This is a genomic window from Streptomyces sp. NPDC047085, from assembly GCF_040643735.1.
In the GTDB taxonomy this organism is placed as follows: domain Bacteria; phylum Actinomycetota; class Actinomycetes; order Streptomycetales; family Streptomycetaceae; genus Streptomyces.
Genome location: NZ_JBEYUW010000010.1, coordinates 137,461 through 151,491, shown reverse-complemented (window position 1 = coordinate 151,491; position 14,031 = coordinate 137,461). Strand labels below are relative to the sequence as shown.

The window sequence follows — 14,031 nt, the reverse complement described above, 5'->3', positions numbered from 1 at the left end:
GATGTCAACTGTCCACGTAGTAGACTGCCCGTCATGGCCGCCACACCCGATGACGAACTCGTCGAGACGCTGATCGGCCTCTTCATGGAGATCGACGGCCTGTTCAGCACGGCGAGCCGCCAGCTGGGACTAACACCCCAGCAGGCGCAACTGCTGTGCTTCGCCCAGCATCTGCAGCCGTCCTTCGGCGAACTCGCGACGCTGCTGCACTGCGACAAGACGAATATCACCGGCCTGGTCGACCGGCTTCAGAAACGCGGCCTGCTCACCCGCCAGCCCGACCCCAACGACCGCCGGATGGCCCGCGTCCGCCTCACCCCCGAGGGCGAGACGGTCACCGGCCAGTTCCAGCAGGCCATCAACACCACCCTGACCACCCGCTTCAGCTCCTGGCCCAGCACCCAACGCGACAGCCTCGTCCACCTGCTCCAATCCGCCACAACGGCCCTACGGCCCTGACCTCAGCGGCCACCCCCGACCCCGAACCACCGCCCCGCAAAACCGATGACACCCAGGGTCACCGCACCGCCTGACCTCGAGGAGTCGGCCGGCCGCAGGGACGTGCCCCTGTGTGCCTGCCGGGACAGGGCGGTCAGCGGCCGGGGAAGCGCTGCGTGATCTCCTGGAGCACCCAGCCGTTGCCGTCCGGGTCGCTGAAGGTGGCGTAGGAGCCGTAGCTGGCACGCTCGGGGTGCGGGCCGGGGAGCAGCCTGAGCCGGCCGTGCCGCTGGGGTCCGCGTGAGCGGACCGACGGTCTGCATGACGCGGACTAGGCTCGCCCCATGACAGAGCCGCCCCTCACTGAAGTCGAGATCGTCGAGGCCGAACGTGAACTCGGTGTGCCCTTTCCTGAGGAATACCGGGCGTATCTGCGCGAGGTAAGCGCGGGCGGGGCGCTCTTCCGGCTCGAGCGGACCGGGCGTGGTTGGTGGTGGGCCGGCAATGATGAGTGGCGGCGCGAGCTGCTGGCCATTCCCTTTCCGCATCCCGACTCCTATGCCGAGAGCGACGACGATCTGATGGCGCGTGAGCCACAGGCTGAGGCGTTCGAGGACGACGCCGCGTATCGGACAGCTTGGCGTGCCTGGGCCGACGAGGCCGATAGGTTCGAGGACCTGAAGACGGCCGGTGCGGTCGTCATCCAGGAGCACGGCTGTGGCTTCTCCACCCTGTTGGCGCTGACCGGCTCGCTGGCTGGCACGGTGTGGTGGGACGGACGGGCTACTTGTGATCGGATCGTCCCGCTGTCTTTGGACCACGTCGCTGGCGCCCGGCCCGTCCAATTCCGGGAGTGGTTGGACCACGGTTCGTGGGCTCTGTTGCCGCCGGACTGGGGGCCACGCCTTGCACCAGAGCCTGTTGTTCACCGCTAGGTTCTGTCCTTTGGTCGGCGTCGGGTCCACATGAGGATGTCCGCGAAGTGGAGTGCCGCCTGGTAGGCGATCGCGAGCTTGTCGGTTCGTGTGGCCAGTCCGCGCCACTGCTTGAGACGGTTGATGCACCGCTCGACGGTGTTCCGCTGCTTGTATGCCTCGCTGTCGAAGCCGGGCGGACGGCCACCGAGTCGGCCTCGCCGCAGGCGGTGGCCGACTTGGTCGGACGGCTGAGGGATGACCGCACGGATGCCCCCGCGCCGCAGGTGGCTGCGGATGGCACGTGAGGAATATGCGCGGTCGGCCAGAACGGCCGAGGGCCGTGTCCGGGGCCTGACCGGGCCGGGGCGGGGCACGCGGATGCGGGACATCACCGTCTCGAAGGCTGGTGCATCACCTGCCTGGCCTGCGGTAACGGTGAAAGCGAGGGGCCGTGCGCGGCCGTCTGCTGCCAGGTGAACCTTGGTGCTTAGCCCGCCGCGGGAGCGTCCGAGCGCGTGATCGGCGGGCTCGCCTGGGTGGGGTGCCCCCTTTTGTGGGCTCCGGCAGCGTGCTGGTGGGCCCGGACGACTGTGGAGTCCACCGACACCGTCCAGTCGATGTCGTCGTCGGCGTCTGCAGACGCCAGAACGGCGGCGAGGATCATTTCCCAGGTGCCGTCGATGGCCCATCTGATCAGCCGCTTGTGAACGGTCCGGAATGAGCCGAGCTCCTCGGGAAGGTCCCGCCAGGGCGAGTTGGTGCGGTACTTCCACGCGATGGCTTCCAGGGTGCGGCGGTGGTCGGCCCATCGCCGCCCGCGGACCGGATCCGATGCCATCAGCGGCCGGACCGGTCCCACATCGCATCGGTGATCACTAATCGGACGGACACATCCGATCAACTGGCCAACCCATCAAAGAGACACGCGCTAGACGAGTAAGTCCGAACCCACGCCTGCGGGCGGTGCGTGTGCATCGCCATCATCGTTCCGTTTACAGAACGTTCTGTTTGTGGAACGATAGTCGCGTCACGGGCAACGCATCAACGGCGCGGTAGGGGCGGAAAGCTATGGAACTCGCCCAGGAGGTGGGCACGCGGCTGCGCCGTCTGCGCCAGGACCGCGGCCTGTCGCTGTCGGAACTGGCCCGCCGCTCCGGCGTCGGCAAGGGCACGCTCTCGGAACTGGAGACGGGCCGGCGCAATCCGACCCTGGAGACGCTGTACGCGCTGACCACGGCCCTCGAGGCGCCGCTAAGCACGGTCGTCGGCCCCGCCCCGGTGCAGGGCGCGGCGGTGCACGCGGTACTGACGGACCGCGTGCAGGACGCGGCTGCGGTGTCGGAGGTGTATCGCATCCGCATTCAGAGCGGCGCGGTGCAGCGCTCGGCCGCTCATGTGACGGGCACGGAGGAGCACTTGCTGGTCTTCAGCGGCACGGCCCGGGTTGGTCCCGCTTCCGCCCCGCTCGAGGTGGGCCCGGGCGGCCACGCCCGGTGGGCGGCGGATGTACCGCATCTGTACGAGGCGGTGGGGAGGGATGTGGAGGGGATGTTGGTGGTGCGCTACCCGGTGGAATGAGACGCCTACACTGCACCGTCCTGCGCTAGGCAACGACCACCGCTGATCGGCTGTGGGATCCACCGCTGCCGCAGGAGGCCGACATTATCCAGTCCCGTGAGCCCGGGTCTGATGGTCGGTCTGACAAGGGCAGGAATAGTCAGGCCTGCCGGTGCCACTGGGTGGCGGTCTCATGCAAAGTCCAGCTACGTCATCGAGAGATGGGATGATCCCGGTATATGCCTATACGAATCGCGCGCCCAGACGAGCTATCTGCCCTCGTCCAGTACTCCGACCAGCCAGAGCGCAACGCCGGGACGGCCGCCTACCTCACCGACCTACTTGCCAAGAAGTGCACCCGGCCGGAGTGGTGCCTGGTCGCGGAGGACGAGGCCGGTCGGCTCACCGCGGCCACCGCGCTGTGGACCCTCCCCGGGAACGACGTCCCGATGGCCCTGGTGCTCCTTGAGACGCGGTGGGACGAGCCGGGCCTGGCCACCGGCCGGGCGCTGCTGGCCGAGGCCGTCGACCTGGCCGGCTCGCTCGGCGCCACGGAGCTGGAGCACGTCATCGACTCGCCGACACAGCCGCCGCAGTTCCAGGCGGAGCCGGAACGGCGCGCCGAGCTTCTCCGTCTGGCGGGCTTCGAGCGCGCCCGTGACGGTCGCCGCTTCCGCCGCCACTCCGGGGCGGAACTCACTACGCATGATGACCGATTGACCTGGCATTCCCTGCCCAGTCTGGGCCGTGAGCCGTTCATCGCTCTCCTCGCCGAGGCGCTGCCGACCAGCGCCGACGCCCACCTCGCCGCCAAGGTCGCCCGGCATGGCGCCCGGGGTGCCGCGGAGAGTCTCTTCACGGACATGGAGGAGTTCTCGTACGAGCCCCTGTGGTGGGAACTCGGCTACGCTCCGGACGGCACGCCAGCTGCCATCAGCCTCCCCGCCCGAAACCCCTCGACCGCGGTAATCGGCCTGGTGGCTGTGTCTCCCGCCTGCCGCGGCAACGGCTACGCGACGGCGGTGGTGGCCCGCGGCACGCGGTTGCTGGTCGAAGCGGGCGCCGAGGAGATCCGCGGCGACTGCGACGCGGCCAACACCGCCATGATCATGGCCTTCGAACGGGCAGGCTACGAGAACTTCGCCGACCGCCAGGAGTTCACCCGCCGGTTGTGAGCGGGGGCCGCTCCCACGCCGTAACGAATGCTGAGCGTCCCCTCCCCACCCCAGTTGTTAGGGCTAGACGAGTAGGTCCGAAGTCCTGCGAGCGCAAAGGAGAAGGGTCTCGTTGATTGTTGTGTGATGAACGAGATCGAGACCCTTCTGACCGCACTGTACGTGAAGATCGACGACGAGCTGGCGGGACCACGATGGCTGGGCAGGCCCCCGGTGTTGACCGACTCCGAGCTCGTGTGTGTCGCGCTCGCCCAGTCGCTGCTCGGCTTCACCTCCGAGACGCACTGGCTGCGCTACGTCGGCGAGCACCTCACCGGGATGTTCCCGTACCTGCCTCAGCAGCCCGGCTACAACAAGCGGCTGCGGTCCGCGCTCGGCCTGGTCAAGCGGGTCATCCGGATGCTGGCGAAGTCGAGCGACTTCTGGCTGGACGGCTGCTGGATCGTGGCCTCCACCCTGGTGCCCTGCGGCATGTCGCGGCCAACGGTGAAGCGCTCGGACATGGCCGGATGGGCGGGCTATGGGTACTGCGTCAGCCACTCGCGGTTCTACTGGGGGCTGGAAGCTGTATCTGGTGTGCACTCCGTCCGGGATGCCGATCCTGTGGGCTTTGGCCGATCCGAAGTTCGGCGAGCGCGAGGTGCTGGCCTCGATGCTTGAAGTCGAGGCAGACATGGTCGCCGAGCAAGATGGCATCCTGCTGATCAGTGACAAGGGCTTCGCCGGACGAGCCTTCGAGCCGCTGCTGGAGGAGCATGGCATCACGCTCCTGCGGCCGTCCCGCAAGGACGAGAAGGCCCGCTACGGTGAACCGATGCTCAAGAAGGGCGGCAGCTGATCGAGTCGGTGAACGACACCCTCAAAGGTCAGCTAGTGCTGTGACCGGGAAGGTTCACCGGGTCGGTGAAGGGTCTTTGGGTTGGTGGCTGATGAATGGATGCCGCTACTGGAATCGGGAGACGTAGTGGCGTTGCCAGGGTGTTTCAACGGCGCGTGGAGCGTAGTGCTCCCGGACGTAGGCGACCGCGTGCTGGTTGGGTACTCCGTCGAGCACGGCGAGGCAGGCTAGGGCGGTGCCGGTTCTTCCGTGTCCGCCGGCACAGGCGATCTCGACGCGTTCGGTCTCGGCGCGTTCCCATGCCTCGCGTAGTGCGTCGGCGGTCGCCGCACGGTCGGAAGGCAGCCAGAAGTCGGGCCAGCGGAGCCATCTGTTCTGCCAGACGACGGGTGGTGGCCGGTGGCCCAGCAGGTAGAGCGCGAAGGTGGGCCGTGGGCCCTGTGGCAGCGGCCGGCGCAGTGCCCGGCCGCGGATGAGTCGGCCTGAGGGCAGCCGCAGCACGCCTGCCGTTGTGGGCTCCCATATCGCGGTCACGGGGCGAGCGTAGGCCTCCCGTCGATGGGTGGTCAGCTGGCCTTCGGCTGTCGGTCGCCCCAGCGGATGCCCTTCTCGCTGCGGATGCGGGCGCGCTCCTTGCGCTGGGCGGCCAGCACGTCGGGGTGGCGAGCATTGGCGTTGCGCCAGCGCAGGTAGGCGTGCAGCGCGCGGGTCTGGACCGTGTGGTTGGGGTGGTGGGAGTTGGCGAGGGTGAACTGCCGCAGCGGTCCGAAGTGCGCCTCGATCGGGTTGGCCCAGGAGGCGTTGGTCGGGGTGAAGCACAGGTGGACGTTGTTGTTGCTCGCCCAGCGGCGGATCTTCTTGCCGTTGTGTGCGGAGAGGTTGTCCAGGATCACGTAGATAGGGGCGCCGTCGGGGCGGGCAGCCCGGATGGGCCGGAGCGCGGCGAGGGTGTTGGCAGTGCCCTTGCGGCGCCGGTTGACGCCCCACAGCGTGTCGTCGCCGACGGAGTAGCAGCCATGGAAGTAGGTCACACCGGAGTGCACCCCCGGAGTGCCGCCCGGAACGCCGACGGGGGGTGCGGTGACCCCCATCTCGATCAGTTCGGTGGGGTCGAACCGCGTGAGCCGGTGGTCGTCCAGGCTCTGGGGTCCGGTGTCCGCGAGGACGGGGTACGCCTTGAGGGAGGGGTAGGCGTAGGGGAGGTACTCAGCGAGGCCGCTGGTGTGGTTGATCAGCATCCGGATCGTGATGGCGTCACCGCGGTCTCCGGGAACCAGCTTCGGAAGGTACCGGCCGATCGGTGTGTCGGGGCGGCCGGTGGCGACATCGGCGACCCGCAATCCGCCCGCGCTAGTGCTGCGACCGAAAGCGTTCGCCGGGCTGCGGCCCCGTACGCGAGTCCACGTACGGGGCCTTTGGGCGCGTCGGCAGCTGGATGTGATCAGCGGCTGATGGAGCCGCAGGAGCCCGGTTGCTGGGCAGGGCGTTGTCCGGGCAGGGCGGGCGCCCGTCAGAGGTCACTCGCGTAGGCCCGCCAGCTCCACCGCTCTGCGGCGCAGGGAGAGGCCGGCTGGAGCGAGGGCCGAGAGCACGGCGAGCACCGCGCAGGCGCCGACGGTCGTCCCGAGCGTCGTCCATGGGATCTCGATGGGCGTCGGCACCGAGAGCAGTCTCAGCGCGCTCCACATGCCCAGCAGGTTGAGTCCGGCGACCAGCGCTCCCAACAGGCCGCCGACTGCGACCACCATCAGCGCCTCGGCGCCCACCAGCCGCAGTACCTGCCCCTTGGTGGCGCCGGCCAGCCGTAGCACAGCCAGCTCGCGGACCCGGTCGGAGGTCGCCATGACCATCGTGTTGGCCAGTGAGATGCCGGTGTAGAGGAGGGCGATCCCGAGGACCAGGAAGAAGCCCATCCGGGTCGTCCGGTTGGTCTCGGGGTACGTCGCCCGAACCCAGGCGTTCCTGGTGAGAACCTCCCCGCCCGACGCCCGGACCGCCTGACGCAGGGCGGCGGCCACGATGGCCGTGTCGGCGCCGTGCGCGACGCGTACGGCGACCCGGTCGACGGGCGCCGTAGGGGCGTTGCGCGGGGTGACGTAGACGCCGTTGTTGCCGGTACCGATGCTCATGACCGCGGCGATTTTCAGGGACTTCCTTCTGCCGTCGCCGAGCCACACGTGGACGCGCTCGCCCACGGCATGTTGCTCCCACTCCTCGTTGACGATGATCGAGTCGTCGTCCAGATCACTCACCTTGCCCGCGACGAGCGGGAGTTGGTCCGTTGCCGCAAGGGCCTCTGGCTCGGCTGCCCTGGCATCGGAACTGATGAGCGCCACGCCGTCCTCCAGGACGTACACGGCGCTCGACGAGCTCGCCGAGACCTCGGCACCGGGCAGGGCCCGAAGCCGCTGCAGTGTCGCCTCGTCGAAGCCGGTGTCACCCGTCGGGGTGACCACGAAGTCGGCGGCCGTCTGCTCGCGCTCCGCGGTGGCCTTCGCCTCGTTGAGGGTGGCGCTGGCGCCCAGCAGCGAGCCCGCCAACGCGATCGTGACCAGCACGGGCGCCGCGACGGCGGCGGTGCGGCGCACCCCGGCGGCGGCGTTCTCGCGCACCAGCATCCCGCTGGCGAAGGGCAGTTGGGCGGGCAGCCAGGTGATCAGCCGGGCCAGCGGCCGCACCAGCACCGGCGCGAGCAGCGCGACCGCGGTGATCAGCAGCATCGGCCGGCTCACATAGGTCTTGCGCTGCAGCAGATCGCCCGGGTTCGTCACCAGGGACCAGGCCAGCGTCACCGCGGCGGTGACCAGCAGGGCCGCGCCGAACAGCCAACGGCCCCACGTCATCGCCCGGGTGTCCACGGACGCCTCACGCAGTGCCTCGGTGGGACCGGTGCGCCCCGCCCGCCAGGACGCGGCCAGCACGCCGCACAGGGCCACGAACAGGCCCGTCCAGAACGCCATGTGGTAGGGCCAGGTGTAGTCGCCGATGGTGAACCAGCGGGGAGCAAGGCCCTCGTCGACCGCCCACTCGGCGAGCTTCGGAGCCCCGTAGGAACCGAGCACACAGCCGGTGGCCGAGGCGAGCACACCGACCCCGAGCGCTTCGCAGACGACCATGCGGCGGATCTGACCCGGGGTCGCCCCGGCGGTGCGCAGCAGCCCGAACTCGCGGCGCCGCTGGGCCACCGTGAACGCGAAGGTCGAGGCGACGACGAACACCGACACGAAGGCCGTGACGCCGCCGGCCGTGCCGAACATGGCGTTCATCGCGGTGAGGGCCTCGCTGTCCCGGTCGGGGTCGGCGTCGGCGTACCGGCGTGCGTCCCCGGTGAGCACCTGGACGCCCTCGGTGCCGCGCAGTGCCGCGCGCACGGCTGCCGCGTCGGCGTCGACCACGAGTTGGAGGCTGCGCGGCGAAAGTTCGGCGGCGCGGCTGTCGCTGTAGAAGACGGCGTGCTCGAAGCCGAGCCCGGCCACGGTGCCGACGACGCGTACGGTGCCGCCGTTGGTCCGCACCCGGGTGCCGGGACGGGCCCAGTCACCGCTGACGACAACCTCGTCCGCGGCCTGGGGCGCGCGTCCAGCGTCGAGTTCGTACGGCGCGAAGGCGGCGGTGGACCAGGGGTGGCCCACCAGATCGGCGGGCCCGCCCTCGGCCCGCACGGCGAACGAGCGGTCCTCGACGACGTTCCCGAGGTTCCGTAGCTTCGCTACCGCTTCGTCGGGAACGGGACGCGGCTGTGCGAGCTTCCGGGTCCGGTCACCGATCGAGGTGGGCACCGTGAGGGTGTCCTGGCCCTTGACGACGACCGGCGCGGCGGCGAACCGCTCGGGCCCCCGGTCGGGTGCGTCCTGCGAGGACGCCAGGGCCAGCCCCATGACGGCGATCAGCGCAACGCCCAGGCAGAGGGCGACGAAGCTGCCGACGAAGGTGACCCAGCGGGTGCGCAGGGTGCGCAGCGTCGTACTCAGCACGGCACCGCCTCGAGCTTGGCCATGTGCGCCGCGATGTCCTCGGTGGAGGCGCCGGTCAGCTCGCCGTTGACACGGCCGTCGACGAGGAAGACGACGCGGTCGGCGTAGGAGGCGGCGACGGGGTCGTGGGTGACCATGATGATCGTCTGGCCGTCCCGGTCGACCATGCCGCGCAGCAGGGTCAGTACCTCTCGGCTGGTCCGAGAGTCGAGCGCGCCGGTCGGCTCGTCGCCGAACAGCACCTCGGGGCGGGTGATCAGGGCGCGGGCCAGGGCAACCCGCTGCTGCTGGCCGCCGGACATCTGTGCCGGCCGGTGCCGCGCCCGGTCGCCGAGTCCGACCTGTTGGAGCACCTCGCGTACCCGGTCCCTTTTCGGGCGGCGGCCCGCCAGCCGCAGCGGCAGCGCCACGTTCTGCTCGGCGGTCAGCGAGGGCAGCAGGTTGAACGCCTGGAACACGAAGCCGATGCGCGCGCGGCGCAGCAGGGTCAGCTTGGTCTCGTTCAGGCTGGTCAGCTCCGTGTCGGCCAGGGTGACCGAGCCAGAAGTGGGCCGGTCCAGGCCCGCGGCGCACTGCAGCAGGGTCGACTTGCCGGACCCGGAGGGGCCCATCACGGCGGTGAACGTTCCCCTCGGGAAGGCGAGCGACACCTGGTCGAGGGCGGTGACGGACGTGCCGCCCGAGCCGTAGCGCCGGGTTACGGAACGCAGTCGGATCGCGTCGTTGGTCATGTGTCGCACCACTGGCGTGTGCTCCTTGAGTCGTTGGCCCGCCGGCTCGTTGGCCCGTTGGCGCGTTTGCCGGTCGGCGCGTTTGCCGGTCGGCCCGCCGGCTCGTTGGTGCCTCAACGAAACCGTGGAAGCCCTTGGAGACGCAGTACGGCCAGAACGAGACCTGGGGTAGGGCCAGGCATACCCCCGATACGGACCCTGGGCCGATGGCACCGAGCGGTAGGGCCCGCTTACGGTCATGCGCATGAACCCTCGCAATGTGTGGCAGGCCATGTCCCGGCCCGGCTTCCTGCTGTCGGCCTGGCCCTGGCGCTCCGCCGCGTATTTGCTGACCGGCGCGGTCACCGGTGCCGCCGCCCTGGTGGGGATCGTGACGGTGGCAGCGGTCTGCGGTGCGCTCGCCATCGTCCTGGTCGGGCTGCCCCTGCTCGTCCTGGTCGCTTTCAGCGGGATCCCGGTGGCCGGGGTGGAGCGGCGCCGGCTGCGTCTGATCGACCGCAACCCGGCATCCGGCCGGCACCAGGTGCCGGCCGCGCCAGGGCTGTGGGCCTGGCTGACCACCCGGCTGCGCGAAGAGGCGACTTGGCGGGAGCTCGGGTACGCGCTGCTGTTCGCCGGGCTGCTGTGGCCGATCGACGCCCTGGCGATCACGGTTGGCCTGCTCTTCCCGCTGTCCATGGTCGCCACTCCCCTGCTAATGGCCACGGTCGGCGACGGCCGCGAGGTGAAGGTGCTCAAGCAGTGGACGGTCACCACATGGCCGGCCGCTTTCGGTGTCGCCGTACTGGGCCTGCTCCTGATGGGCCTGTGCGCGTACCTGCTCGGCGTCACGGCGGGTGCGCGCGCCGAGCTGGCCCGGCTGCTGATCGCCTCCCGCGAGGGCGAGCTCGGCGCCCAGGTGGTCGAACTGACCCGCTCCCGCGTCCGGTTGGTGGATGCCTTCGAAGCCGAGCGGCGCCGTATCGAGCGCGATCTGCACGACGGTGCCCAGCAGCGCCTTGTGGCACTGACGATGGCCCTCGGGCTGGCCCGCCTCGATGCCCCGCCCGGTCCGCTCGCCGACCAGCTGACCAAGGCTCACGAGGAGGCGGGCAAAGCGCTCGCGGAGCTGCGCGAGCTCATCCACGGCATCCACCCCAAGGTCCTCACGGACTACGGCCTTCACGCAGCGGTCGCGGACGCCGCCGACCGCTGCGCGGTCCCCGTCGACGTCGACCTCGAACTGCCGGGCCGGCCGGCCCAGGCGGTCGAGTCCGCGGCGTACTTCGTGGTCTGCGAGGCGCTGGCCAACGTCGCCAAGCACAGCAGGGCCGACCGCGCGCTGGTGAGCGGAGGTCATCGCGACGGACGCCTGTTCCTCGAGGTACGCGACAACGGCCGGGGCGGCGCCGACCCTTCGGCCGGCAGTGGCCTGACCGGGCTCGCGGACCGGGTGTCGGTCCTGGATGGCAGACTGGTCCTGACCAGTCCCCCGGGCGGACCGACCCTGTTGCGTGCGGAGTTTCCTTGCGAGTTGACCAAGGCGGCCGATCACTTCGTGTAGTGCTGGCCGAGGACAGCGTGCTGCTGCGCGAAGGACTCATCGGCCTGCTCAGCCGCTGCGGTCACCAGGTGGTGTCAGCCGTCGGCAACGCGCAGGACTTGCTCGCCGCGGTCGAGGAACATGCACCCGACATCGTGGTGACCGACGTACGCATGCCGCCCGCCTTCCAGGACGAGGGCCTGCACGCGGCAGTGCGCCTGCGCGAGAAGCACCCCACGCTCCCCGTCCTGGTCCTCAGCCAGTACGTGCAACGGACGTATGCCGCCGAACTCCTGGACTCCGGCGACGGAACCGGCCTCGGCTACCTCCTCAAAGACCGGGTCGGCCAGGTCGAGGAATTCATCGAAGCGCTGCACAAGGTCGCGGACGGAGGGACGGTGCTCGACCCCGAGGTGGTACGCCAGCTGCTGCGCCGCCGCCGCGATCCGCTCGACCAACTCACCCCACGCGAACGCGAAGTTCTCGCCCTGATCGCCGAAGGCAGATCCAACAGCGCGATCGCCAAGGAGCTGGTGGTCTCCGAAGCCGCGATCGGCAAACACATCGGCAACATCCTCACCAAGCTGGACCTGCCTGCGACGGACACCACCCACCGCAGAGTCCTCGCCGTCCTCACCTACCTGCGGGCCTGACCCGACCGACACGCAGCATGCTCTCGTCGACCGCTGTGGCGCCTTCGAAGTGAGGTGAGCGGGGGCGGAGGGAGCGGGAGGACGGCCCCCGCCGCTGCGGTCGGGGTCACGCGGTGCCCCAGGTGTCAGCGATGTCGCCGGTCCGGCGCCGGTGCCTCAGCAGTGGGCGTATTCGTGGGGACGCAGCAACATGGCCACGGCCATCGCCGGGAGCATGAGCACGTGGCCCCACAGCATCAGGGCGCCGGCGTCGATGAGCTTGAGCGCCAGCGGCACGAACAGCACCAGGAACGGCAGATACATGGCCGCACCCATCTCGGCGATGGGCCGCCAGCGGTGGCCGCGGAATTTCATCCACGCGGACATGGCCACCGTCATGTTCGTCGCCATGATCAGCGAGCCGGTGTAGGGGTTGTGCATCAGTGCGGCGGCGCCGAGGGCGTCGAGGACGAACATCCACACCGGGTGCAGGACCGCCATGCCGACGGCCATGGCCACGACCATCTCGGCGAAGTGGCGGCCGAATTTCTTGGCGCTCAGGCGGCGGCTGTCGGCCGCCTCGGCATGGGTGGGCGCGGGGTCCGCGGTGGGGGTGGCGGTTCGGTTGTGCATGGCTTGTCTCCAAAGATCGGGTACGGGTCAGGGGACGAGGGCGTGGCCGGCCTCGTCGACCGCGGCGGCGATGTCGGCACGGTCGACGGGCTGGGAGGCGGTGACGGTGACGCTGCCGGTGGCCGGGTCGACGGTGACGGACTCGACGCCGGCGACACTCGAGATCTCCTCGGTGACGGAGCGGACGCAATGCGCACAGGTCATTCCGGTGACCTCGAAGGTGGTCGAGCCGATGAAGGTGCGGGGGGTGCCGGAGAGCAAGGGAACTCCTCGAGGTGGAAGTGTCGACGCGGCGGTAGGTGCGTCTCACCGGTGAAATCGCCGGGATCGGCCACGTCGGTGGCTCTGCTTGCGGGACCGTTCCTGGTGGCTCGGGTGCCGGTGGCGCTGGTGCCGGGCTTGCCATCGGGCACGGCGAGGTGAGACGGGTGGCTGCGGGCCTTCCATCGCCGACTGCGTCGGCAGGCCGGGTGCGGGGGTCGGGCGGCGGCGGGCACGGACGTGTTCCTGGGCGGGGTGGCGACGAGGCGGCCGAGCCGCCTGGGCGTGCTCGTTGTGAGTGTCGTCAGGTGCTGAGACCGGGTCCGACGTCGCGGTGAGCCGCCCCAGGTGAGGCGGCCACTACGGTCCGCGGCTGGTCGAAGGCAGGGCGTCGGCTCAGCCCCAGGTGCTGTGCGGGGCGCGTCGTGGCTGGGGCCGATCGTCGGCTACACGTCGGCGCGGTCGCCGATGATGCCGCAGGTGACCAGCGCCCGGGCCAGGCCTTCATCGGTCAAGCGGCGAGGCCTGCGGATCCTCCTGCATCCGCCAGGCGGCCACGACCAGCCAGATCATCCACGACACGTCCACGACGAAGGCCAGCACGATGGCGATCGACTCCGCCTGAGAGAAGCCCCCGGAACCGACGACCCAGCCCTGCACCAGGTAGCTGAGGCCGGACAGCCCCATCAGGTGGATGATCGGCCGCGGGATCCAAGCCGTCCGCATGGCGGCGACCGCGAACAGGACCAGAGCAAGGCCCAGAGCGACGTCCTGGTAGCTCCTCACGCCCCACTCAAGCCAGCGGATCGTCTCGGCGCTCGCGAAGCGCGCCGCCTTCTCGGCGGCCGGGGCGCTGGCCCAGGCGTTCACGGCCTGCTTGAGGGCGATCCCGTCCACTGCCTGGAGGACGCCGTACAACGCCAGCGCCGCCACCGCGCAAGCGGCGCCGAATCGACCCGCCCATCTCGCCGTTCCGCTTCGATTGTCCAGAGCGAAGAACAGGGCGAGCAGCCCTGCGAGGAGGATCGCCATCCCCGCGAACTGGCCGAGGTGCACGAGGGTCCAGACCCCGCTGTCGGCGTAAGCGGCGAAGACGGCGTGGTGGTCATTGGCGTCCCCACCGGTGTGGAACTGGGTGACCACGATGTACAGGAGCTGTCCCACGAGAAGCAGCACGGCGGACAGCCGGAGCGACGTGCGACGTGCCAGGGGTTCGGTGGGCGCGGTGTTGGCGGTCAAAGGGAGTGATGTGCTGGGCACGGTAGGCCTCCGGGTGCCGTGCGGGATGGACGGTGTCATGGGACGAGGACGAGCCCGGCCTCGTCGACGGCGGCGGCGATGCCAGCGGGGTCC

The 14,031-nt window shown here is 70.0% G+C and carries 15 protein-coding genes and 2 pseudogenes; 8 read left to right on the top strand and 9 right to left on the bottom strand.

Going from position 1 to position 14,031, the window contains the following annotated elements:
* Positions 1 to 33 precede the first annotated feature (33 nt).
* Positions 34 to 459 carry a MarR family transcriptional regulator gene (locus tag ABZ865_RS29505; protein WP_361236801.1) on the top strand — a complete coding sequence of 142 codons (426 nt, stop codon included), beginning with the start codon at positions 34 to 36 and terminating at the stop codon, positions 457 to 459.
* Positions 460 to 592: 133 nt separating this feature from the next.
* On the opposite strand, the pseudogene ABZ865_RS29500 reads toward ABZ865_RS29505, so the two are convergent.
* Positions 593 to 706: pseudogene (locus ABZ865_RS29500) on the bottom strand (glyoxalase); the annotation flags it as partial.
* Between the two features lie 76 nt (positions 707 to 782).
* On the opposite strand from ABZ865_RS29500, the gene ABZ865_RS29495 reads away from it, so the two are divergent.
* Positions 783 to 1,373, top strand: a complete 591-nt coding sequence (locus ABZ865_RS29495; protein WP_361236798.1) for an SMI1/KNR4 family protein — start codon at positions 783 to 785, stop codon at positions 1,371 to 1,373.
* Here the strand turns inward: ABZ865_RS29495 and ABZ865_RS29490 are convergent.
* A pseudogene (locus tag ABZ865_RS29490) lies at positions 1,370 to 2,246 on the bottom strand (IS5 family transposase). The gene ABZ865_RS29495 and the pseudogene ABZ865_RS29490 overlap by 4 nt on opposite strands.
* A 177-nt stretch (positions 2,247 to 2,423) precedes the next feature.
* On the opposite strand from ABZ865_RS29490, the gene ABZ865_RS29485 reads away from it, so the two are divergent.
* The 4 genes from ABZ865_RS29485 to ABZ865_RS29470 all read left to right on the top strand — a co-directional run bounded on the left by ABZ865_RS29485 (position 2,424) and on the right by ABZ865_RS29470 (position 4,925).
* The gene (locus ABZ865_RS29485; protein ID WP_361236795.1) at positions 2,424 to 2,933 is read left to right on the top strand and encodes a helix-turn-helix domain-containing protein; all 510 of its coding nucleotides are present in this window, start codon (positions 2,424 to 2,426) and stop codon (positions 2,931 to 2,933) included.
* A 218-nt stretch (positions 2,934 to 3,151) separates the two neighbouring features.
* Entirely contained in the window at positions 3,152 to 4,087 is a 936-nt protein-coding gene (locus ABZ865_RS29480) for a GNAT family N-acetyltransferase (RefSeq protein ID WP_361236792.1), read from the top strand.
* A 126-nt stretch (positions 4,088 to 4,213) separates the two neighbouring features.
* A complete protein-coding gene (locus ABZ865_RS29475) occupies positions 4,214 to 4,747 on the top strand; it encodes a hypothetical protein (RefSeq protein ID WP_361236790.1) in 534 nt (177 codons plus the stop codon).
* Positions 4,698 to 4,925, top strand: coding sequence for a hypothetical protein (locus ABZ865_RS29470; RefSeq protein WP_361236787.1), 228 nt, complete (start codon positions 4,698 to 4,700; stop codon positions 4,923 to 4,925). Before ABZ865_RS29475 ends, ABZ865_RS29470 begins: the two co-directional genes overlap by 50 nt.
* A 105-nt stretch (positions 4,926 to 5,030) precedes the next feature.
* On the opposite strand, the gene ABZ865_RS29465 is transcribed toward ABZ865_RS29470, so the two are convergent.
* The 4 genes from ABZ865_RS29465 to ABZ865_RS29450 form a co-directional block, all read right to left on the bottom strand.
* Entirely contained in the window at positions 5,031 to 5,459 is a 429-nt protein-coding gene (locus ABZ865_RS29465; protein WP_361236784.1) for a protein-tyrosine phosphatase family protein, read from the bottom strand.
* Positions 5,460 to 5,491: 32 nt separating this feature from the next.
* Complete coding sequence (locus tag ABZ865_RS29460) at positions 5,492 to 6,265, bottom strand: transposase (RefSeq protein ID WP_361236781.1); 774 nt, start codon at positions 6,263 to 6,265, stop codon at positions 5,492 to 5,494.
* A 177-nt stretch (positions 6,266 to 6,442) separates the two neighbouring features.
* The gene (locus ABZ865_RS29455) at positions 6,443 to 8,899 is read right to left on the bottom strand and encodes an ABC transporter permease (RefSeq protein ID WP_361236778.1); all 2,457 of its coding nucleotides are present in this window, start codon (positions 8,897 to 8,899) and stop codon (positions 6,443 to 6,445) included.
* The gene (locus ABZ865_RS29450) at positions 8,893 to 9,630 is read right to left on the bottom strand and encodes an ABC transporter ATP-binding protein (protein ID WP_361236775.1); all 738 of its coding nucleotides are present in this window, start codon (positions 9,628 to 9,630) and stop codon (positions 8,893 to 8,895) included. Before ABZ865_RS29450 ends, ABZ865_RS29455 begins: the two co-directional genes overlap by 7 nt.
* Before the next feature lie 271 nt (positions 9,631 to 9,901).
* Between ABZ865_RS29450 and ABZ865_RS29445 the strand changes: the two genes are divergently transcribed.
* Together ABZ865_RS29445 and ABZ865_RS29440 are read left to right on the top strand one after the other, a co-directional pair.
* Positions 9,902 to 11,173, top strand: a complete 1,272-nt coding sequence (locus ABZ865_RS29445; RefSeq protein WP_361237298.1) for a sensor domain-containing protein — start codon at positions 9,902 to 9,904, stop codon at positions 11,171 to 11,173.
* Entirely contained in the window at positions 11,173 to 11,805 is a 633-nt protein-coding gene (locus ABZ865_RS29440) for a response regulator transcription factor (protein WP_361236772.1), read from the top strand. Before ABZ865_RS29445 ends, ABZ865_RS29440 begins: the two co-directional genes overlap by 1 nt.
* 156 nt (positions 11,806 to 11,961) lie before the next feature.
* Here the strand turns inward: ABZ865_RS29440 and ABZ865_RS29435 are convergent, their stop codons facing one another.
* The 3 genes from ABZ865_RS29435 to ABZ865_RS29425 all read right to left on the bottom strand — a co-directional run bounded on the left by ABZ865_RS29435 (position 11,962) and on the right by ABZ865_RS29425 (position 13,917).
* A complete protein-coding gene (locus ABZ865_RS29435) occupies positions 11,962 to 12,417 on the bottom strand; it encodes a hypothetical protein (RefSeq protein ID WP_361236769.1) in 456 nt (151 codons plus the stop codon).
* A 27-nt stretch (positions 12,418 to 12,444) separates the two neighbouring features.
* A complete protein-coding gene (locus tag ABZ865_RS29430) occupies positions 12,445 to 12,678 on the bottom strand; it encodes a heavy-metal-associated domain-containing protein (RefSeq protein ID WP_361236767.1) in 234 nt (77 codons plus the stop codon).
* Positions 12,679 to 13,182: 504 nt separating this feature from the next.
* Entirely contained in the window at positions 13,183 to 13,917 is a 735-nt protein-coding gene (locus ABZ865_RS29425) for a hypothetical protein (RefSeq protein WP_361236764.1), read from the bottom strand.
* Positions 13,918 to 14,031: the final 114 nt, after the last annotated feature.

Bases quoted from the DNA above. Each gene is read 5' to 3' on its own strand.
- ABZ865_RS29505 (WP_361236801.1), top strand. From the start codon at position 34: ATGGCCGCCACACCCGATGACGAACTCGTCGAGACGCTGATCGGCCTC.
- ABZ865_RS29495 (WP_361236798.1), top strand. From the start codon at position 783: ATGACAGAGCCGCCCCTCACTGAAGTCGAGATCGTCGAGGCCGAACGT.
- ABZ865_RS29480 (WP_361236792.1), top strand. From the start codon at position 3,152: ATGCCTATACGAATCGCGCGCCCAGACGAGCTATCTGCCCTCGTCCAG.
- ABZ865_RS29445 (WP_361237298.1), top strand. From the start codon at position 9,902: ATGTCCCGGCCCGGCTTCCTGCTGTCGGCCTGGCCCTGGCGCTCCGCC.
- ABZ865_RS29450 (WP_361236775.1), bottom strand. From the start codon at position 9,630: ATGACCAACGACGCGATCCGACTGCGTTCCGTAACCCGGCGCTACGGC.
- ABZ865_RS29435 (WP_361236769.1), bottom strand. From the start codon at position 12,417: ATGCACAACCGAACCGCCACCCCCACCGCGGACCCCGCGCCCACCCAT.
- ABZ865_RS29485 (WP_361236795.1), top strand. From the start codon at position 2,424: ATGGAACTCGCCCAGGAGGTGGGCACGCGGCTGCGCCGTCTGCGCCAG.
- ABZ865_RS29475 (WP_361236790.1), top strand. From the start codon at position 4,214: ATGAACGAGATCGAGACCCTTCTGACCGCACTGTACGTGAAGATCGAC.